Raw genomic sequence first — 18,246 nt, forward strand, 5'->3', positions numbered from 1 at the left:
CCGTTTACGCCGGATGTCCCCCGGTCAATCGTCTGTTTGAATACCAGATGATTGTGCGTTGCAACACGATGAATATGAACAATAGTATGCCGATCACGATTTTCGTCCACCAGGAGGACAGCGTGCCTTCGAAAACGATGTAGGTCTGAATCAGCCCCTGGATCAGCAGGCCGATGAAGGTTCCGGCCACCAGCCCGGTGCCGCCCGTCAGCAATGTGCCGCCGATAACCACGGCTGCGATAGCATCCAGCTCCACACCAACCGTCGCCAGCGAATAGCCCGACGAGGTATAAAGCGTGTAGACGATGCCCGCCAGCCCGGAGAGAAAGCCCGAGAGCGCATAGATGCCGATGATCGTCTTACCGATGGGAACGCCCATCAGTTCGGCGGATTGCTGATTTCCGCCAAGCGCATAGATGTTTGCGCCGAAGCGCGTGCGGCTTGCCACGAAGATGCCAACGGCAAAGACGATCAGCATCAGAATGGCCAGCGCTGTCAGCCGCCCGCCGCCGGGAAAGCGGAAATAGAAACCCTGAATGGCATCGATGACGGGGTGCGAGATCGGCACGGAATCCGTGGAGATGAGATAGGCCGCGCCGCGCGCCAGAAACATGCCCGCCAGCGTCACCACGAAGGGTGGTATGGTGAGAAACCGGATCATCGCGCCCATCAGGCAACCGAACAGCGTGGAGATGACCAGCACCGCGGCAAAGGCCACCAATGGGTGCACATTGTACGTGCCGACCAGCACAGCCACGAAGACGCTGGCAAACGCGATGACCGAACCAATGGAAAGGTCGATACCGCCTGAGAGAATGACGAAGGTCATGCCGACGGAGGCGATGCCGAGAAAAGCGTTGTCCGTCAGAAGATTGCCGACCACGCGGGTCGAAAACATCGCGGGATATTGCATGACGCAGAGCGCATAGGCGACTATGAAGACCGCAAGCGTGGTCAGGAAGGGTAGATTGCGGGTGTGGATCATCGCGCGGCTCCCTCATGTTTCGCGGGTTTGGCGTGCGGGGCAGAGCTATCAGGTTTGCGCGATCTGGCGAAGCCGATGACGGTGCCAATGGCCGGGGATTGCAATGTCAGCACGACGATGATGATGCCTGCCTTGATGATGAGGTTGAACTCCGGCGGAAAGCCGGACACGAGAATGCCGGTGTTGATCGTCTGGATGATCAAGGCACCGATGAGCGATGCGGTAATGGAGAAACGCCCGCCAATCAGCGATGTCCCACCGATGACCACGGCCAGAATGGCGTCTAGCTCCAGCCACAGTCCTGCATTGTTGGCGTCCGCACCTCGTATGTCGGCGGTTACGATCATGCCTGCCACTGCGGCACAAAGGCCGGAGACCGCATAGACGAAGAACAGCAGGAAGCGGGCTCGTACACCGGCAAGCGCTGCGGCGCGGCGGTTGACACCGGTCGCTTCGATGAGGAAGCCGAGTGCCGATTTGCGCACGAGGATACCGATCAGCAAGGCGGTCAGCACCCAGATGACGATCGGCATCGGAATGCCCGCAAACGAGCCGGAACCGAGGGCGGAAAAGCTGTCATTGTTGAAGGTCAGAATGACGCCTTCGGTAATCAGCTGTGCAATACCGCGCCCCGCGACCATTAGGATGAGTGTCGCGATGATCGGCTGGATATCGAGGATGGCGACGAGAATGCCGTTCCAGATGCCACAGACAATGCCGACTGCCAGCGATACGGCAATGACGACGGGAATAGAATGACCTCCGCTGATCAGCATCGCCGCAACCGCGCCGCAAATGGCAATAACCGCGCCGATGGAAAGATCGATGCCCTTGGTGGCAATCACCAATGTCATGCCGATGGTCAGCAGCGCCACGGGCGCGGCCCGCACCAGAATGTCGATCACACTGCCATAGAGGCGTCCGTTCTGGAGCGAGACGTTGAGAAAGCCGGGCGAAATGGCCGCAATGGCGGCCAGGATGATGACGAGGGCGGCAAGCTGCGGGGCGAGCCGTTTCAGTCGGTGGGTGATCACATTCATTACGCGGCCTCCGTTCTGGCCGCACTGGCAATGGCCTGCATGATGTTGTCGGCGGTGACGTCTTCGCCCTTGAGTTCGGCCACATGGCGGCGGTCGGAGAGCACGATGACGCGGTGAGCGACAGCCGTCAGCTCTTCAAGTTCCGACGATATGACGATGAGCGACATGCCTTGGGAACAGAGACGCTCGATCATTTTCAGAATTTCCGCATGGGCACCGATATCGATGCCGCGTGTCGGCTCATCGAGAATGAGAAGGCGTGGATCGGTCGCGAGCCAACGGGCCAGAATGGCCTTTTGCTGATTACCGCCGGAGAGAAACTTGATAGGTCGTTCGCGATCCGCCGGGCGGATATCGAGCGATTTGATGAAGCCGTCCGCTAAAGCGGCTTTCTGCTTGTGCGAAAGCGGGCGCATCCATCCCTGTCTGGCTTGCAGGGCGAGCGCAATGTTATCCGCCACGGAAAAATCACCGATAATGCCATCCGTCTTGCGCTCTTCCGGGCAAAAGCCGAAGCCGTTGTCGATGGCGGCTTCCGGTGAGGTGATGGCAACCGTCTTGCCATCGATGCTGGCCTGTCCACCATCCGGCTTGTCGATGCCGAACAGAAGGAACGCCGTCTCGCTACGGCCAGAACCTAAGAGCCCGGCAATGCCGACGACTTCACCGGGGCGCACATCGAGATCGAACGGCTCGACGCTCCCGCGCTTTCCGTAACCGGTGAAGCGAATGGGTGCTTCGCCTTCCGCAACAGTTGCTTCCGGCGCCTGGCGGTCATGGGTCACGCTTTGCAATTCGCGGCCCAGCATCATGGAAATGAGTTCGCCCCGCGGCAGCTCGGAAATCGTTCGGGTGCCGACAAGCTTGCCATTGCGCAGCACGGTCACGCGGTCGGCGATGTCGTAGACCTGGTTGAGGAAGTGGGTGATGATGACGATGCCGAGACCCTCGGCGCGCAATTGGCGCAGCACGGTAAACAGCATTTCGACTTCATGATTGTCGAGGCTGGCCGTTGGCTCATCCAGCACCAGCACCTTACCAGAGAGATCGACTGCGCGGGCGATGGCGATGATCTGGCGGATGGCGACCGAGTAGCTGGAGAGTAGCGCATCGACATTGATCGTGAGACCGTAACGGGCGAGCAGTGCCTGCGATCTTACGCGCATTTCGCGTCTGTCGATCAAGCCGAAACGGCGCGGCTGTCTGCCCAGGAAGAGATTTTCGGCAACCGTCAGGTTTTCGAGAAGGTTGACCTCCTGGTAGACAGTGCCAATGCCAAGATTCTGTGCTTCCGCGACATTCGCAGGGGAAATTTCGCTTCCCTCCAGGCGTATCGTGCCGCGGTCCCGGTTATAGACGCCGGTCAGTATCTTGATGAGCGTCGATTTCCCCGCACCGTTTTCGCCGAGAAGGGCATGAACCTCACCTCGGTTGAGCGAGATATCGACATTATCCAGAGCGGGAATGCCAAGGAAGGATTTTCCAATAGCGCGCGCTTCCAGAAGGGGGCTGGTTTCGGACATGATCGTTTCCTGCACGGACAGTAGGTTGGAACGGCGCTTTCACGCCGTTCCAGAAGCGGAAACCGGCTTAGTAGCCCAGTCCCTTCTTCTCCTCGTAAACCTTCATCGGGTCGTCAGACGCCGTGTAGAGTTTGGATTCTGTCTGGATCCACTTTGCAGGCTCTTTCTTGTCCTTCAGATACGCGTCGAGCGCATCGAAGGCAGGGCCAGCCATGTTCGGTGTCAGTTCAACGGTCGCATTGGCTTCACCGGCAGCCATGGCCTTGAAGATATCAGGAACGGCATCGATAGAGACAACCTTGATATCCGTGCCTGGCTTCAAACCGGCTTCCTTGATGGCCTGGATTGCGCCGACAGCCATATCGTCATTGTGGGCGTAAACAGCGCAGATATCCTTGCCGCCGCCTTCAGCCTTGATGAAGCTTTCCATGACTTCCTTGCCCTTGGTGCGGGTAAAGTCACCGGTCTGCGAACGAACGATCTTGATGTTGGCATGCGATGCGATGCCTTCTTCAAAACCCTTCTTGCGGTTGATGGCAGGCGAAGAACCGGTGGTGCCCTGAAGCTCTACCACCTTGCAGTCCTTGGAGCCGACATCCTTGGCCAGCCATTCGCCAGCAACCTTGCCTTCATGGACCTGATCGGAGGTCACGGCAGTCAGGTAAAGGCTGTCTGGAGCCTCGATCTGACGGTCCAGAAGAATGACGGGAATCTTCTCTTCCTTGGCTTCTTTCAGAACGGCATCCCAGCCGGTTGCGACGACGGGTGCGATGAAGATCGCATCGACGCCCTGTGCGATAAAGCCGCGTACGGCCTTGATCTGGTTTTCCTGCTTCTGCTGCGCATCGGCAAATTTCAGCGTCACGCCGCGTTTTTCGGCCTGCTGCTTGGTCACCGTCGTTTCAGCGGCGCGCCAACCGGATTCAGAGCCGATCTGCGAGAAGCCAACGGTGAGAGATTTTGCTGATACGCCTGATGCCAGACAAGCGGAAAGGGCGACGGTGACCGCCGCAAGTGCTAATTTCATCTTATATCCTCCCAGAGATGAATTGGCTATGACGAGGACGATATGAGCATATAGTATTATCTTTGAAAAGAGCTCCTCAAGCAATTTCTTATGTTGTTAGGTGTTGAAGATCTGAGAAAACGAGAAATTCCCGTTATATTTCAATATAAATCCGTATCGAAATTTTTCTTCTCGGGCGAACGGATCGGCCCGACGCTTTACTTGACAAGGCGTCGCCCGGCAAAATAGTAATATGAATACGAAAGCTGATCCGAGGTGTTGACCGATGAAGTCAATTGCCGCAGATGAGCGGGCGTAAAAGAAAAATTCAGGGCGGAAACTTCGTGGCAATCGGTATCGACTGCTTTCAGAAAACGGGTCGTCTGGGGCGATGTCCCCAGCCTGATGATGCTTGCGCGCACAGTCGCCGGGCTCTTTTCTCTTTCGCTCATCACAAGGTCGTCGCAATCCTATAGTCGTACCCATTCGCCACTTCCGGCTGGAGACCAGAATCATGAAAGACCAGAACAACCTACCCGCAACGCAAGGCAAGGGCGGTAAGCTGCGTTCTCGCGCTTGGTTCGATAACCCTGACAATGCTGATATGACGGCGCTCTATCTCGAGCGCTACATGAACTTCGGCCTCAGCCAGGCGGAACTGCAGTCGGATCGCCCGATCATCGGTATCGCCCAGACGGGTTCTGACCTGTCGCCGTGCAACCGCCACCACCTCGAGCTGGCTCACCGTCTACGCGAAGGCATCCGTGAAGCCGGTGGTATCGCCATCGAATTCCCGGTTCACCCCATTCAGGAAACCGGCAAGCGTCCGACAGCCGGCCTTGACCGTAACCTAGCCTATCTCGGCCTCGTGGAAGTTCTCTACGGCTATCCGCTCGACGGTGTCGTGTTGACCATCGGCTGCGACAAGACCACGCCTGCCTGTCTTATGGCGGCGGCCACCGTGAACATTCCTGCCATCGCTCTCTCTGTCGGCCCCATGCTGAACGGCTGGTTCCGTGGCGAACGCACCGGTTCCGGCACCATCGTCTGGAAGGCGCGTGAACTTCTGGCCAAGGGGGAAATCGACTATGCGGGCTTTGTGAAGCTCGTTGCGTCCTCGGCCCCATCGACCGGCTATTGCAACACCATGGGCACGGCAACGACCATGAACTCGCTGGCCGAAGCCCTCGGCATGCAGCTTCCCGGTTCTGCTGCCATTCCAGCACCGTATCGCGACCGTCAGGAAATTTCCTACCTCACCGGTCTGCGCATCGTTGAAATGGTTCGCGAAGACCTGAAGCCTTCCGATATCATGACGAAGGACGCCTTCATCAATGCTATCAGAGTCAACTCGGCCATCGGCGGCTCCACCAACGCGCCGATCCACCTGAACGGTCTGGCCCGTCACCTCGACGTCGAACTGACGGTCGATGACTGGCAGACCTATGGCGAAGAAGTGCCTTTGCTGGTCAATCTTCAGCCTGCCGGTGAATATCTCGGCGAAGATTATTACCATGCTGGCGGCGTACCAGCGGTCGTCAACCAGTTGATGACACAGGGCCTCATCAAGGAAGATGCGATGACGGTCAATGGCAAGACCATTGGCGACAACTGCCGTGGCGCCATCATCGAAGACGAAAAGGTCATTCGTCCGTTCGATCAGCCATTGAAGGAACGTGCCGGTTTCCGCGTTCTGCGTGGCAACCTGTTCTCGTCTGCCATTATGAAGACCAGCGTTATTTCGCCCGAGTTCCGCGAACGTTACCTGTCCAACCCGAACGACCCGGAAGCCTTCGAAGGCAAGGCCGTGGTGTTCAATGGCCCGGAAGATTACCACCACCGCATCGACGATCCGTCGCTCGGCATCGACGCCAACACAGTTCTCTTCATGCGCGGTGCCGGTCCGATCGGTTATCCGGGTGCGGCTGAAGTCGTCAACATGCGTGCGCCTGATTACCTGCTCAAGCAGGGCATCACCTCGCTTCCCTGCATCGGTGATGGCCGCCAGTCCGGCACTTCGGGCAGCCCGTCCATTCTGAATGCATCGCCAGAAGCGGCTGCCGGTGGCGGCCTCGCCATCCTTCAGACCGGCGACCGGGTGCGCATCGACGTTGGTCAGGGCAAGGCGGACATTCTGATTTCGCAGGAAGAACTGGCCAAGCGTTATGAAGCGCTGGCTGCTGAAGGCGGCTATAAGTTCCCCGATCACCAGACCCCATGGCAGGAAATCCAGCGCGGCCTCGTCGGCCAGATGGAAACCGGCGCGGTTCTGGAAAATGCCGTCAAGTACCAGCGCATTGCCCAGACCAAGGGCGTGCCACGCGACAACCACTAAAGTCGTCTGAGAAATGCGAAACACCGGCTGACATCAGCCGGTGTTTTTTTGTGTTCAGCGTCTTTCCGTCGTACCGGTTTTGGGCCAGTCCTATTCCGCGTGCATCACCGTTACGGTGCCATCACGCGTGATCTTCACCGCAGACAATCGACCGGTCATGAACGCGCCGGTATCGACATTCAGTCTGTTGTCCATCAAAGACACAGTACGTACCGGCGTATGGCCGTGCACGGTCAAAAACAGGTTGTCGGCGCCCGGCATGGTCTGATCCTTGGGGCGTATCCACAACAAATTCTCGTCTTCCTGCCTTTGCAGCGGAACGCCATTCACGACACCCGCATGTACGAAGCAAAGGCCCGGCACTGCCAGAAGCGACGGCAGAGAGGCTATGAACGAGATGTGGTCGGCGGGAATCATCTCATGAAGCTGGGCCTTGAACGCCTTCATGTCATCAGGAATCGCCCCGATGCCGTAGGACCGCAACGTTTCCATGCCGCCAAACTGAAGCCAGAGGTGATCCTTGCGTGGATCGGCTAGAAAATCCAGCATCGTCTGTTCGTGGTTTCCGGCAAGGCAGAAGCGTTCGATGTCGCCGGTCATCGGCTGCATCAACTCGTGGATAACGTAGGAGGATTTCGGCCCGCGATCGACGTAATCGCCCAGCATCACGATCCATTTGGAGCCCTGTTGCTGTGCCGCGTCGTTCAGGATTTTCTGTTGCAGCGCTTGCAACAGGTCGAAACAGCCGTGAACATCGCCGATGGCGTAGACGATGTCGGGTCTGTCGTGGGAAAACAACTTCCGGCGCATCTGCGGAGCGGACATATAAGTGAACCTTCTCAACTGGTGACGCCGTGGCCACGTATTCACTTACAACCTATGGACCATTATGCTTAACGCCGCATTTACAACGAAATCGCGGCACGCCAGCTCCCTAAAATCGTCTCTTTTTGCATGTGACTTGAGCGAATTGCTCATTGTCGTCAGGGAGAACAGCATGCCGCTACAGAATCGCGTCGATCCGTTTGGCGATATTGTCGATTTGCCGATGCGCGGTCTTTTCACCGGCAATCGCGGTATTCTGCATGATCCCGAGACCAAGACGCTGACGACGAAACGCTGGACGTCCAAGGCGTGGCTCGTGTGCAGTTGCGAATACAAGAATACGCGCCGGGAGGTCATGGCGACACGCAGCTGGACCGAGCTTTTCTTTTTCGATGAGGCAACTGCATTGGCAGCGGGACACCGGCCTTGCTTCCAGTGCCGCAGGCCGGATGCGGACAAGTTCCAGGCGGCGTGGGCCGAGGGCAATGGCACATCTCTCCCCAGTGCCGGAGATATCGATATCGTCCTGCACAGGGAAAGACTTCAATCACGGCGCAAGCGGTTGAATATGCTGCTCCTGACCTTGGACGAGTTGCCGGATGGCGCGATGATCGCTGCTGCTGGCAACGCCTATCTCATCATGAAGGGTGAGGCCTACAGGTGGAGCGCTGATGGATACGCGGCTACCAATGCCTTGCCTTTTGTGGATGGCTTGCTGACGCCACCCTCGACGCTGCGTGCCTTGAAAGCCGGATATCGCCCGCTGGTTCACCCCTCGTTCATGGCGATGGCTGAGAAGGCACTGGCATGATGGGCGATCTTTTCTCAGGGCTTGATAGTACCAATGAGGAGATGGCGGAGGGCGCATGGTTGCTTCGCCGCTACGCGTCCACAAACGCAGGTGATTTGTTGAAGCAGATCAACCAGATATCAGCATCTTCTCCTTTCCGACATATGGTCACACCCGGTGGCTTCTCCATGTCAGTCGGCATGACGAATTGCGGCCCCTTCGGCTGGGTGACGGACCGCAAGGGCTACCGCTATCAAAACACCGATCCCGTGAGCGGCGAACTCTGGCCAGCCATGCCGGAAGCTTTTATGTCTCTCGCCATCAACGCCGCGAAACAAGCCGGATATCCAGACTTCGTGCCAGATGCCTGCCTGATCAACCGCTATGAGCCGGGTGCGAAAATGGCGCTGCATCAGGATAAGGATGAGAAGGATTTCACGAACCCCATCGTGTCAGTCTCGCTTGGCCTGCCTGCCACCTTCCAGTTCGGCGGCATCAACAGAGGTGATCCGGTGCGCAAATATCTGCTGAGCCATGGCGATGTCGTGGTGTGGGGCGGTCCGTCGCGCCTGTTCTTCCACGGCATCACGCCGTTGAAAGAAGGTACGCACGAGGAGGCAGGGCGTGCCCGCTTCAACCTGACATTTAGACGCGCGGCCCTATAGATCGCCGGACACGTATTTGCTGTTCTTGATGAAGACCCACATGTCCTTGCTGATGGAGGTAATCTCCGCAATCGATTGTTCCAGAAGCTTGATTTCGGCGGCATCCACCGGCTCGACCTTGCCGTAACGAACCCGCTTTTCATCTTCCACAAGCCGCATCAACTGTGTGCTGGAAATATCTCCGTTTTCATCGAAAGCGTAGATGCAATGATTGTATTTGTTGCGGGTCTTCGATTCTTTTTTCAGACGCGCCATTGCGCCGAGAATGGCCTTTCTTTCAGCGACCGGCGTGGACCGGAGCTTGGCAAGGCGCTCAACCAGATCCATACGCGCGCGGGTCGTATTCAGCGTCAGGAATACGACAATCGCTGCCTCCTTCTCGACCTTCAAGAGATGGGCGATGATATAGATCAGCAGGCTTTCGGTGTTGGTCCAGACATAGTTTAGACGACCGACCAGCAGCAGGACATCAGACATAGCCGCCATCTCAAACCCTCCAGCCTCAGTATGAAACGATCATACAGCATCGGCCCCAATATCGATAAGGATTTTAGGGCCGGTGTATTGGCAAGGAGGAAGCCGGCTTCAGTCTCAGCGTTCCTTGAACGCCCGTGACATGCTGTCAGCAATCGGCTTCGTCAGATATTCGAAGAACGTGCGCTCCGATGTCTGGATCATCACATCGGCGGGCATGCCGGGAACGGGGTGGAAGCCATGGACCTTGGCCAGTTCCTCGTCCGATATCTGCACACGCACTATATAGACGTCCTTGACCTGCATTCCGGCATTTTCTTCGATACTGTCGGCGGAGACGTAAAACACTTTGCCGTCCAGCACCGGTGTCGTGCGACGGTTGAGCGCTGAAAGACGAATGGATGCCATCTGTCCCTCATGAAGCTGGTCGATGGAGGTTCGCAACACCTGCGCTTCCAGAATGAGCGGCACATGGGCAGGCAGGATTTCCATGATCGGCTTGCCCGTCGTGATGACGCCGCCTGCCGTATGGTAGTAGGAGCGAATGACCGTGCCGTTGACAGGCGAGCGGATGATCGTCCGCTCCAGCACCTGCTCCGCTTCGCGCAATTGCTGGCGCACGCCATCGAGATCGGCCTCGGCGGTTTCGAGTGCGTCGAGTGCGGCCTGCTTGTTGGAGTTGACGGCAATAACGGCTTCCTGACGGAATTTCGCGATTTCGGCTTCGCTCTGGTTCATTTCACCGTCCAGACGCGAAATGTCGCCCATCGCATCGGCAATGGCACGCTCCAGCGCTAGCATGTCCGTCTTGCGGATCACGCCGTCCCGGGCGAGCTTGGCCTTGGAATCGCGCTCCTGCTCCAGCAGTGATTGCTGTCGCTCAAAGGATGCTTTCTGTCCCTTGTAGCCGACAAAGCGGAACTCGAGGGAGCGGATGTTTTTCTCGACCAGATTGAGTTGCTCTTCGAGCTTTATCTGCTTGCTGTGAAAAACAACGTTCTGGCCCTGGATGATGGCATTCACATCCGGGTCGCTGGCTTCCGCCATCACGATGGCGGGAACCTTGAATGTCTTTTCGCCCTGGGCCTCGGCCCGCAGGCGGTAAACGATCGTTTCGAGGCGAAGCCGTTTCAGGTTGATCATCTTCTGATTGGAAAGGGCTGCCGTCTTGTCGAGAACGACGAGAATGTCACCCTCCTTCACCGCAGCACCTTCATTCACCCTCATTTCCTTGATGATGCCGCCTTCGAGATGCTGGATGATCTTGTTGTTACCGGTGGCAACGAAACTGCCTTGGGCAATGATGGCGGAAGCCAGCGGTGCTGTGCCCGCCCAGTAACCGAAGCCGCCGAACGAGGCGAACAGAACGGCCAGACCCGTGACGCTGTACATGCGGATGGAGCGGGGCACTTCGCTGTACCACTCGACCGGGCCCTGCTCGATAGTTTTTTGTTTCTTTCGCAACGCCATGGCTTTCATCCCTCTATCTGCGACGATTGGTTCGGTTGTGGACCCCGGTTTCCTGACAGCGCCTTGAGAACTTCGATACGCTCACCGAACATCGCCACCGAGCCGTCTTTCAGCACCATGATCTTGTCGACGCATTGCAGCAGGGCAGGGCGCTGAGTGATCGTGACCGTGGTGATGCCCTGTTTCTTGGCATGCAGCAGCGCCTTTGCCAGCGCCTGTTCGCCTTGCGTGTCCAAGTTGGAGTTCGGCTCGTCCAGCACCACGAACTTCGGATCGCCGAAGAAAGCGCGAGCCAGCGCGATGCGTTGCTTCTGCCCACCCGAAAGCGGCGCACCATCCGCGGCAACCACCGTCTCGTAGCCCTGCGGAAAGCCTGCGATCAGCTCGTGCACATCGGCAAGCACGGCAGCGTGATAAATCTGCTCGTCTTCGACGTCGTCGCGCATGCGGCAGATATTGGCTTTGATGGTGCCGGGAAACAGCTGCACGTCCTGCGGCAGATAGCCGATGCTTTCGCCGAACTGCCGCTGGTCCCAGTTGCGCAAATCCATCAGATCAAGGCGGACATTGCCGGAGGTGGGCAGGATGGAGCCGACCAGCATCTTGCCGAGCGTCGTCTTGCCGGAACCGGAATTGCCGATGATGGCCAGCGACTCACCCTTTTTCAGGGAAAAAGAAATGCCGTTCAGGATCACCTTCTTCTGGGGTGGCGGCACGAACAGAATGCGCTCTACATCCAGCCGCCCCTCGGGGTTGGGCAGGCGCAGGCGCGGGAAATTGAGTGGCGAGGTGATGAGAAGCTGCTTGATCCGCCCATAGGACGAAGCGGATTTGTTGAACTGGTGCCAGCCTTCGATAGCACCTTCGATGGGCGCGAGAGCACGGCCCGATACGATGGACGCCGCGATCACCATGCCGCCGGTCAGTTCTCCAGCCAGCGACAGATGTGCGCCCCAGCCCAGAAGGGCGATCTGGGTAATCATCCGGCACGCCTTGGAGACACCGGAGAACATGATGTTGCGGTCCTGCGCAGCGACGTGGGATTTCAGCGATCCCGCCGTCTCACGACCCCACATCTTCACTGCTTCCGGTATCATCGCCAGAGCGTTGATGATCTGCGAATTGCGCGACATGCTGTCGAGGTGGAAGTTTGCACGGCTGTGATAACCGTTCGCTTCCGAAAACTGCTTTGCCGTGAATTTCTGGTTCAGCCAGGCGATGATGAACAGAACGACGCAACAGGCCATGATGATAATACCCAGATGCGGATGCACCAGATAGACCACCAGCACGAACAGCGGCATCAGCGGCGCATCCAGAAACGCGATCAACGTGCCGGATGTCAGAAATGAACGAAGCTGCTGAAGGTCTTGAAGTATCTGGTAATCCTTGCCACTGCCGTGCAGCGAGGCGCGAGCGGCTGCGCTGAGGATGGGTGCGCCGAGCTGGACTTCGAGCTCTACTGCCGTGCGCATGAGAATGAAGCGACGGATGGAGTCCATGAAGGCCTGCAAGAGGACAGCACCGATCACCGCAATCGTCAGCATAACCAGCGTATCCATGGATCGGCTGGTCAGAACACGGTCGGAAATCTGGAAGAGATAGAGCGGGATTGCCAGAAGCAGGACGTTGATCGCGACCGTGAACATCATCACGATCACCATGTTACGCCGCACGGCGGCAATGCCCTTGGCAAGGCTGGTCGCGAAGTTGACGGGTTCACTGCGCTTGTGGAAAGCGCTGTGGCTTCCGCCACCGCCTCCACCCCCGCCGCCGGTCAGGTCGGGCTCTTTACCGTTGCCACCGCCACCGGCGATTGGCCGCCGTTCGTTTTCGCGGATTGGCCCATCATTGTTGTCGATGGTTTTTATGAATTGCGGTTCGGGGCTGGATTTCAGCTCGATCTTTTCGGTAGGTGCCTCGCGGGATGCGGGCTGGACCGGTGGGATATCCTGCTCCGGCGTCACACGCGCCTCGATGACTGGCGGCGGTGGACGTCTGACCGGTTCCGCTGCCACGTCAGGCTTGGCGGATGCGGCGGAAAGCTGGCGCAAATTATCGACCGCCTCATCGATCGCCGAGATGCAGGCCTCGGTCAGGTTCTTATCGGTGTCTGCATCTCCAGCGCCTGTCCCGTTCAGAGCGCGGGCCTGATCGATGCTATCTTTTGAAATATGGTCCATTTCAACAGTCCCCTGGGTGGCCTGTCACGCGACGGCGGTCTGCATGACGTCGACGGGATGGGCTTGCGACCACGACAGATCGTGACCGGAATTAAACACGGCATCGACATGGTCGTCGGCGGGGTTATCGTCGTGAAGAAAGGCGATGACCTCATTGGCCAGTCCGTTGGGATGCGGCTGCGATGTGTCGTTCTCCACCAACCCGCCCTGGATCAGCACGGCGTCGGAATAGAGATGACCGGCGACGTAGGTGGAGCCACCAAAGCTGTCGTAATCGACAATCTGCGCCACATTGACGACGGCGTTACTGCCGGTGTCGATGTGAATGGTCGCGTTCTCGTTGTTTGCAAGCACCTTGGCTGCGGCCTGGGTCACGTCGTCGGAATCGCCGAGCACACTGACCTGCTTGATGTAGGTGACATCGTAGAGATTGCCGGTGATGTAGAGGACGTTGAGACCGGCATAGCCTGCGAAATTAGGGTCTGTCGAAAGCCCGTCCGGCATGTGCGGATCGCGCTCGTTGATCGCCTTCGCTGCCTCGACCATATAGTCGGGCATCGAGTCGAACCGGTCACTGGCGCCGACGTTGTGGATCGAAGCCTCGTTCCAGATGAGGTTGTTGCCGGACTGAACCGTTGCCCCGGAGGTAACGCCGGAAAGCGCGCGTGCCCAGTCATTGTCGTAGAGAACGGCGATCTGCGAGATCATGTTCATGTCGAGCACATTGCCGCCGACGATGATCAGATCATACTGCATGCCGATGCCGAGAAATGTCGCCAGATTGACCGCGCCGTTGCCGCCCGTCAGCACGCTGACATCCGCTCCAGATGTCGTCACGGTCATCGTGTCGTTGTCGGTGACGAAGTGGTACTGCTCTATCCAGTGGACGAAGGACACGTCGCCCTCGACATAGCTCACCCGCCAAGCGGTCGGGAATATGGTCGCATCAGCTGTGCTGTCTGCATCAGAGCCATCGGCGCTTTCGCCATAGGTCGATCTCTGAAAGGCCGCGATATTGTTGGCAACCGTTGCGGCATGGTCCTCATGGGTAGTGAAGGACGAGCCGATCTCGTCGCGATCGCTATAGACATAGGATTGCGTGATGGCGTCGATCTGGTGGTAGTCGCCCATCACGGCCATCACAGGAGCCATAACGCCCGTATTGACGACCGAAACGATATTTGCGACGACATTGGCGCCTGCCGCCACATCGAGACTGTTGCCTGCGCCGCCATGGCTTTCCAGTGGCACATCGCTCTCTTCTGGCTCAACGGGTGGTTTGGCAATGCCGCGATCTGGCATGAAGTCGTCAACGTCAGGCAGGGCGCTGACGGAGGCGCCATTCATATAGACGCCATTGATGGAGTGACCCGCCAGCGCGAAATCCTGCGTCGCGCCGGTGCCGAGCGAGGTGGTGTCGTCGTCGCGTGCCTCTTCGATAAAGTCGTGCACATTCCTGGCGACCTCCTGCAAACCTTCATAGGTGTCTGTGCGGCGGTAGCTTTCAAACGGCGTCAGATGTGATGCCTCGCTATAGAACTCCATGGTCCGCTCTGTCGCGAAGGTCGTGTCGCGCAGAATGTTCGGGCCATCCGTCATGTTGAGAAAGTCGTCATCCTGCAACAGCGTCAGCTGCGAGACATGGGCAATGACCGAGCCCGGCCCCTGATAGAGCACGAGTTCAGCCTGATCTTCCCCGTAGCCGCCACCATGACCCGGCATTCTGTAGTGTGGCGCGCTGAGGTCCCGTGAGGCGATGTCGTGCAATCTGTGCAGCGAGTCTTCGAAGCTGTAGCCGTGGTGGGTGCGTATGGCGGTGAATTCGAAATGGCCCGAGCGGTATTTCACGCCGGGATCGTAATCCTGCAAGGCGACATCGTAATCCTTGTCATCCGCTCCGGCTTCACCGGGTGCTGGCATCTGTGCATCACTGTGCAGGCCGCGACCTTCGGCGTAGTGGTTTCTCATCCGCGCGTCTTCGATCTCAGATTCGAAAAGCCCGATGAAATGGGCGATCATGTCGGAAATTCTGTCCATATACATGGCTGTCCCTCCTCTTCAGACCCGCTGTGATCAGGCGCACGTTCGGAGGGCCATTCCGGCTTCCGATGTGCTGCCATTCAACGGGGTCTACCGGCTGTCCCAACCGGCAACTGCACCGGCAAAAGCCGGTGCAGTCCTTTCAATTGAGAGAGCGAGGGCTCAAGCGCCGCCGTCTTCGCCGACATGGTGGGAGTCGCCACCGATAACGCTACCGTCGAAGGAGTTGGTGAGCAGGTTTGCACCCTGTACCAGTTCCAGATGGAAGCCGGAGTTTGCCAGGATCGCAGAGGCATTGGCCGAGCTGCTGCCCGCGACGTCGTCGCCTGCCTTGAGGTCCCAACCCTTGCCGTCCATGTCCATACCCTGCGCACCTTGGGCGTCGCCGCCATTGGCACTCAGGTGGTTCTCGGCGTTCTGGTTTTCCATGGTGATGTTATAGGCGCTGTCCTGATCAGCCAGATGGCTGGCCTGAACAAGGCTGAACGCGCTGTCGTTGCCGTCACCGTTCAACGAGTTGTTGAGGATGTTGTCGACGCTGAGAGAGAAGGAGAAGTCGTCGCCCAGATTGAACGCGATGTCGCCGCCAGCAACGCCCAGGTTGCCGATGTCCTTGATGTGTTCCATCGTGGAGAAATCGGTGTCCGTCTTGGCAAAGCTCGAGTTGAAGCTGTCCGTCGTCGTCTTGATGTCAGTGTCGGTATCGTTGTCCGAATAGTTGAACGTCTTGGTGTCGTTGTCCGAAGTCGTGATGACCTTGGTTTCGTCGTGGCTATCCGTTTTGCTTTCGTAGCTCCAGTCGTAGTCACTCTTGATGCTGGTGTCGGCATCGTTGACGCTGACGGTCTTGTTGTTGGAATTGGTGTCGTTGTCGCTATAGCTGTAAGACTTGCTGTCATAGTCCCAGTCATAGCTGTTGTCGCGGTTGTCGCCATTGTCTGTCGCGACCTGTACCTTGGCATCAACATCCAGGTTCTGGCTGTTGTCGGTGTAGGTGTTGTCGCGGTTGCCGCCGTTCCCCACGCCGACGTTGCTGTCATCCACATCGCTGTTATTGGTCGATGTGTTGGCGAAGCCTTCTGCAAGCGCGCCGATCTTGGTGATGTCGTCGCCCGCTGGCTGCTGGTGGCTGTTGCTGGTCATTTTGAATTCCCTCCGAAAAAGTTCGGAGCAGCTTTCGAAATCCCTCTCATCTTAAATGGGATTTTACTCGCGCTCACTCCGATGTTCACATTGTGCAGACGTACGCAGGACGTTTCGTCTGCGGTTCAAGGCCCGGATTTACCGGTCGTTGCTTTTGGGAATGCACAGGACGCTGATACGAACATGCGCAAATCCAGCTCAACAATCGCAAGCGATTGCAGATTTCATGCTTCGGTTTGTCTGGACTGTTGTGTCGGCTGGCAGGTCACATCGTTACGCAGATACAAGATGATGAGACTGTGTCGAACCGGTTGCGGTCTGTTGCAACGGGGCCGAATGTGTCCGAGTTGATGGACGCTTACCAGTTGCTAAATGGGATTAAGCAATCCGTAACCACGATGTGCCGCCAAGAGCTATTGTCAGAAGGATTAGAATTCTTTTTCGCGCTGTCGGAGCACTTTTTCGCCGAGTGGGTGAAAAAAACAGTTCTTTTGGACAGAAAAAAAGACTGTAACTATTCTTGACGTCCATGAAGCGACCGAGAATACGGCAATCGAAAATTATATTAGAGTATTAATACAACTGAACAATGCAAGTTTTAAAGATTGTTTTAGTGTGAACTAACAAATTGCATTAGGAAAATGAAAAATTCCCTGATTATTATGCTGATTCGGGCACACTAACCCCTTTGGGCAATTTCCTTTGTATTTTTTCCGTACTATTTTTCGTGATTAATAAATAGCTAACGATTAATAGCTGGGGGAGGTGGGAACGTCTTTGGTCGGCGCTACACCCAATCACCGTGCTAACACATGACACAAAGTATCTGCGTAACGCTACAGGGAGGCGTATATGTTCATGGTTGCATCTAGAGTAATAGACACAAAACATAGCAACGGAGCTTTATCGTCAGGGGGCACTATACTTGTGGTGGCCAATGAAGATCTCTTTTCCGAATGTCTTGTCGAGGCATTGGGCAAAAAGTTCCCGGCTTGCGACATGGTCAGCGCTGCCCCCTCGGCATCCATCGCCGAGCCGCATACGCAAGACGTAAGGCTGGTCCTTTTCTACAAGATCTCAGGCCCGCGCCTGGGAGATCTGCTGGCGGATGTCCGCCACAAGCACCCGCTCGCCCGCATCGCCCTCGTGATCGATGCCATCGATATGATCGAGACCTATCTCAAGCAACTGGTCGAAACACGCATCATCGATGGTGTCCTGCCACTCAACCTGCGTCTCGATGTGTTCATGGCGGCGGTCGATCTTCTCATCAAGGGAGGCGAGCATTTCCCATCCGCCTTGCTCGGCAGGCTGACAGCCGGACCCGAGGTCTCCAGAAGCACGGTCTATGATACCCGGACTGTTGTTGCCAACCGGGCCGATGCGCTGGCCGCCCGCAAGAACGAGTTTTGCGCGCTGACCACCCGCGAAGTGCAGATCCTCGATCTTCTGTGCAAGGGCACCCAGAACAAGATCATCGCAGACCGGCTGCACCTGTCTGAAAACACGGTGAAGGTCCATGTTCGCAACATCTACAAGAAGATGAACGTGCGCAATCGCACCGAAGCCGCCTCGCGCTTCTTCGGCAAAGATGATGCTCATGTCGATGCTAACAAGTGGCGCAACTGACCCGGTCAGTTGTGTCATTGTTGGATACAACCTCAATTAACCAGCGTTGTTACCACAACTGTTAACTGTGTTTGGTTTTTAGCCTCCAAAGATGCGTGCGATTTACCAGTCGTTTTCTAAATCCGCCTAGCGTGCAAT

The 18,246-nt window shown here is 57.1% G+C and carries 15 protein-coding genes; 4 read left to right on the top strand and 11 right to left on the bottom strand.

Annotated features, from left to right (window positions below):
• Positions 1-4: 4 nt before the first annotated feature.
• The 5 genes from yjfF to HRR99_RS21870 form a co-directional block, all read right to left on the bottom strand.
• Positions 5-985 carry a galactofuranose ABC transporter, permease protein YjfF gene (gene yjfF, locus HRR99_RS21850; protein WP_081880004.1) on the bottom strand — a complete coding sequence of 327 codons (981 nt, stop codon included), beginning with the start codon at positions 983-985 and terminating at the stop codon, positions 5-7.
• Positions 982-2,025 (bottom strand): ABC transporter permease, encoded by a 1,044-nt coding sequence (locus tag HRR99_RS21855; RefSeq protein ID WP_233124870.1) that lies wholly within the window; start codon positions 2,023-2,025, stop codon positions 982-984. Before HRR99_RS21855 ends, yjfF begins: the two co-directional genes overlap by 4 nt.
• Entirely contained in the window at positions 2,025-3,548 is a 1,524-nt protein-coding gene (locus tag HRR99_RS21860) for a sugar ABC transporter ATP-binding protein (RefSeq protein ID WP_233124871.1), read from the bottom strand. Before HRR99_RS21860 ends, HRR99_RS21855 begins: the two co-directional genes overlap by 1 nt.
• A 67-nt stretch (positions 3,549-3,615) precedes the next feature.
• A complete protein-coding gene (gene ytfQ / locus HRR99_RS21865) occupies positions 3,616-4,575 on the bottom strand; it encodes a galactofuranose ABC transporter, galactofuranose-binding protein YtfQ (protein ID WP_045229340.1) in 960 nt (319 codons plus the stop codon).
• Between the two features lie 197 nt (positions 4,576-4,772).
• Positions 4,773-5,006, bottom strand: coding sequence for a hypothetical protein (locus HRR99_RS21870; RefSeq protein ID WP_233124872.1), 234 nt, complete (start codon positions 5,004-5,006; stop codon positions 4,773-4,775).
• Positions 5,007-5,068: 62 nt separating this feature from the next.
• Here HRR99_RS21870 and HRR99_RS21875 point away from each other — a divergent pair, with 62 nt between their 5' ends.
• On the top strand, positions 5,069-6,889 hold the full coding sequence (locus HRR99_RS21875) for an IlvD/Edd family dehydratase (protein WP_233124873.1): 1,821 nt from the start codon (positions 5,069-5,071) through the stop codon (positions 6,887-6,889).
• A 90-nt stretch (positions 6,890-6,979) separates the two neighbouring features.
• Here HRR99_RS21875 and HRR99_RS21880 read toward each other — a convergent pair whose 3' ends face one another.
• Positions 6,980-7,714, bottom strand: coding sequence for a metallophosphoesterase family protein (locus HRR99_RS21880; protein ID WP_233124874.1), 735 nt, complete (start codon positions 7,712-7,714; stop codon positions 6,980-6,982).
• A gap of 172 nt (positions 7,715-7,886) precedes the next feature.
• Here HRR99_RS21880 and HRR99_RS21885 point away from each other — a divergent pair, with 172 nt between their 5' ends.
• Positions 7,887-8,525 (top strand): hypothetical protein, encoded by a 639-nt coding sequence (locus tag HRR99_RS21885; RefSeq protein ID WP_233124875.1) that lies wholly within the window; start codon positions 7,887-7,889, stop codon positions 8,523-8,525.
• Positions 8,525-9,169, top strand: a complete 645-nt coding sequence (gene alkB, locus HRR99_RS21890) for a DNA oxidative demethylase AlkB (RefSeq protein ID WP_233125005.1) — start codon at positions 8,525-8,527, stop codon at positions 9,167-9,169. Before HRR99_RS21885 ends, alkB begins: the two co-directional genes overlap by 1 nt.
• Here alkB and HRR99_RS21895 read toward each other — a convergent pair.
• The 5 genes from HRR99_RS21895 to HRR99_RS21915 form a co-directional block, all read right to left on the bottom strand.
• On the bottom strand, positions 9,164-9,655 hold the full coding sequence (locus tag HRR99_RS21895) for a hypothetical protein (protein ID WP_111841406.1): 492 nt from the start codon (positions 9,653-9,655) through the stop codon (positions 9,164-9,166). The two genes, alkB and HRR99_RS21895, sit on opposite strands and share 6 nt — an antisense overlap.
• Positions 9,656-9,760: 105 nt before the next feature.
• Positions 9,761-11,113 (bottom strand): HlyD family type I secretion periplasmic adaptor subunit, encoded by a 1,353-nt coding sequence (locus HRR99_RS21900; RefSeq protein WP_233124876.1) that lies wholly within the window; start codon positions 11,111-11,113, stop codon positions 9,761-9,763.
• A gap of 5 nt (positions 11,114-11,118) precedes the next feature.
• Positions 11,119-13,296 carry a type I secretion system permease/ATPase gene (locus tag HRR99_RS21905; RefSeq protein WP_233124877.1) on the bottom strand — a complete coding sequence of 726 codons (2,178 nt, stop codon included), beginning with the start codon at positions 13,294-13,296 and terminating at the stop codon, positions 11,119-11,121.
• Positions 13,297-13,320: 24 nt separating this feature from the next.
• A complete protein-coding gene (locus tag HRR99_RS21910) occupies positions 13,321-15,339 on the bottom strand; it encodes a hypothetical protein (RefSeq protein WP_233124878.1) in 2,019 nt (672 codons plus the stop codon).
• 159 nt (positions 15,340-15,498) lie between these two features.
• Positions 15,499-16,479 (bottom strand): MSCRAMM family adhesin SdrC, encoded by a 981-nt coding sequence (locus HRR99_RS21915; protein ID WP_233124879.1) that lies wholly within the window; start codon positions 16,477-16,479, stop codon positions 15,499-15,501.
• An 852-nt stretch (positions 16,480-17,331) separates the two neighbouring features.
• On the opposite strand from HRR99_RS21915, the gene HRR99_RS21920 reads away from it, so the two are divergent.
• Complete coding sequence (locus HRR99_RS21920; RefSeq protein ID WP_111841401.1) at positions 17,332-18,108, top strand: helix-turn-helix transcriptional regulator; 777 nt, start codon at positions 17,332-17,334, stop codon at positions 18,106-18,108.
• The last annotated feature ends 138 nt before the right edge of the window (positions 18,109-18,246 follow it).

It is taken from the genome of Agrobacterium vaccinii (genome assembly GCF_021310995.1).
Classification (GTDB): domain Bacteria; phylum Pseudomonadota; class Alphaproteobacteria; order Rhizobiales; family Rhizobiaceae; genus Agrobacterium; species Agrobacterium vaccinii.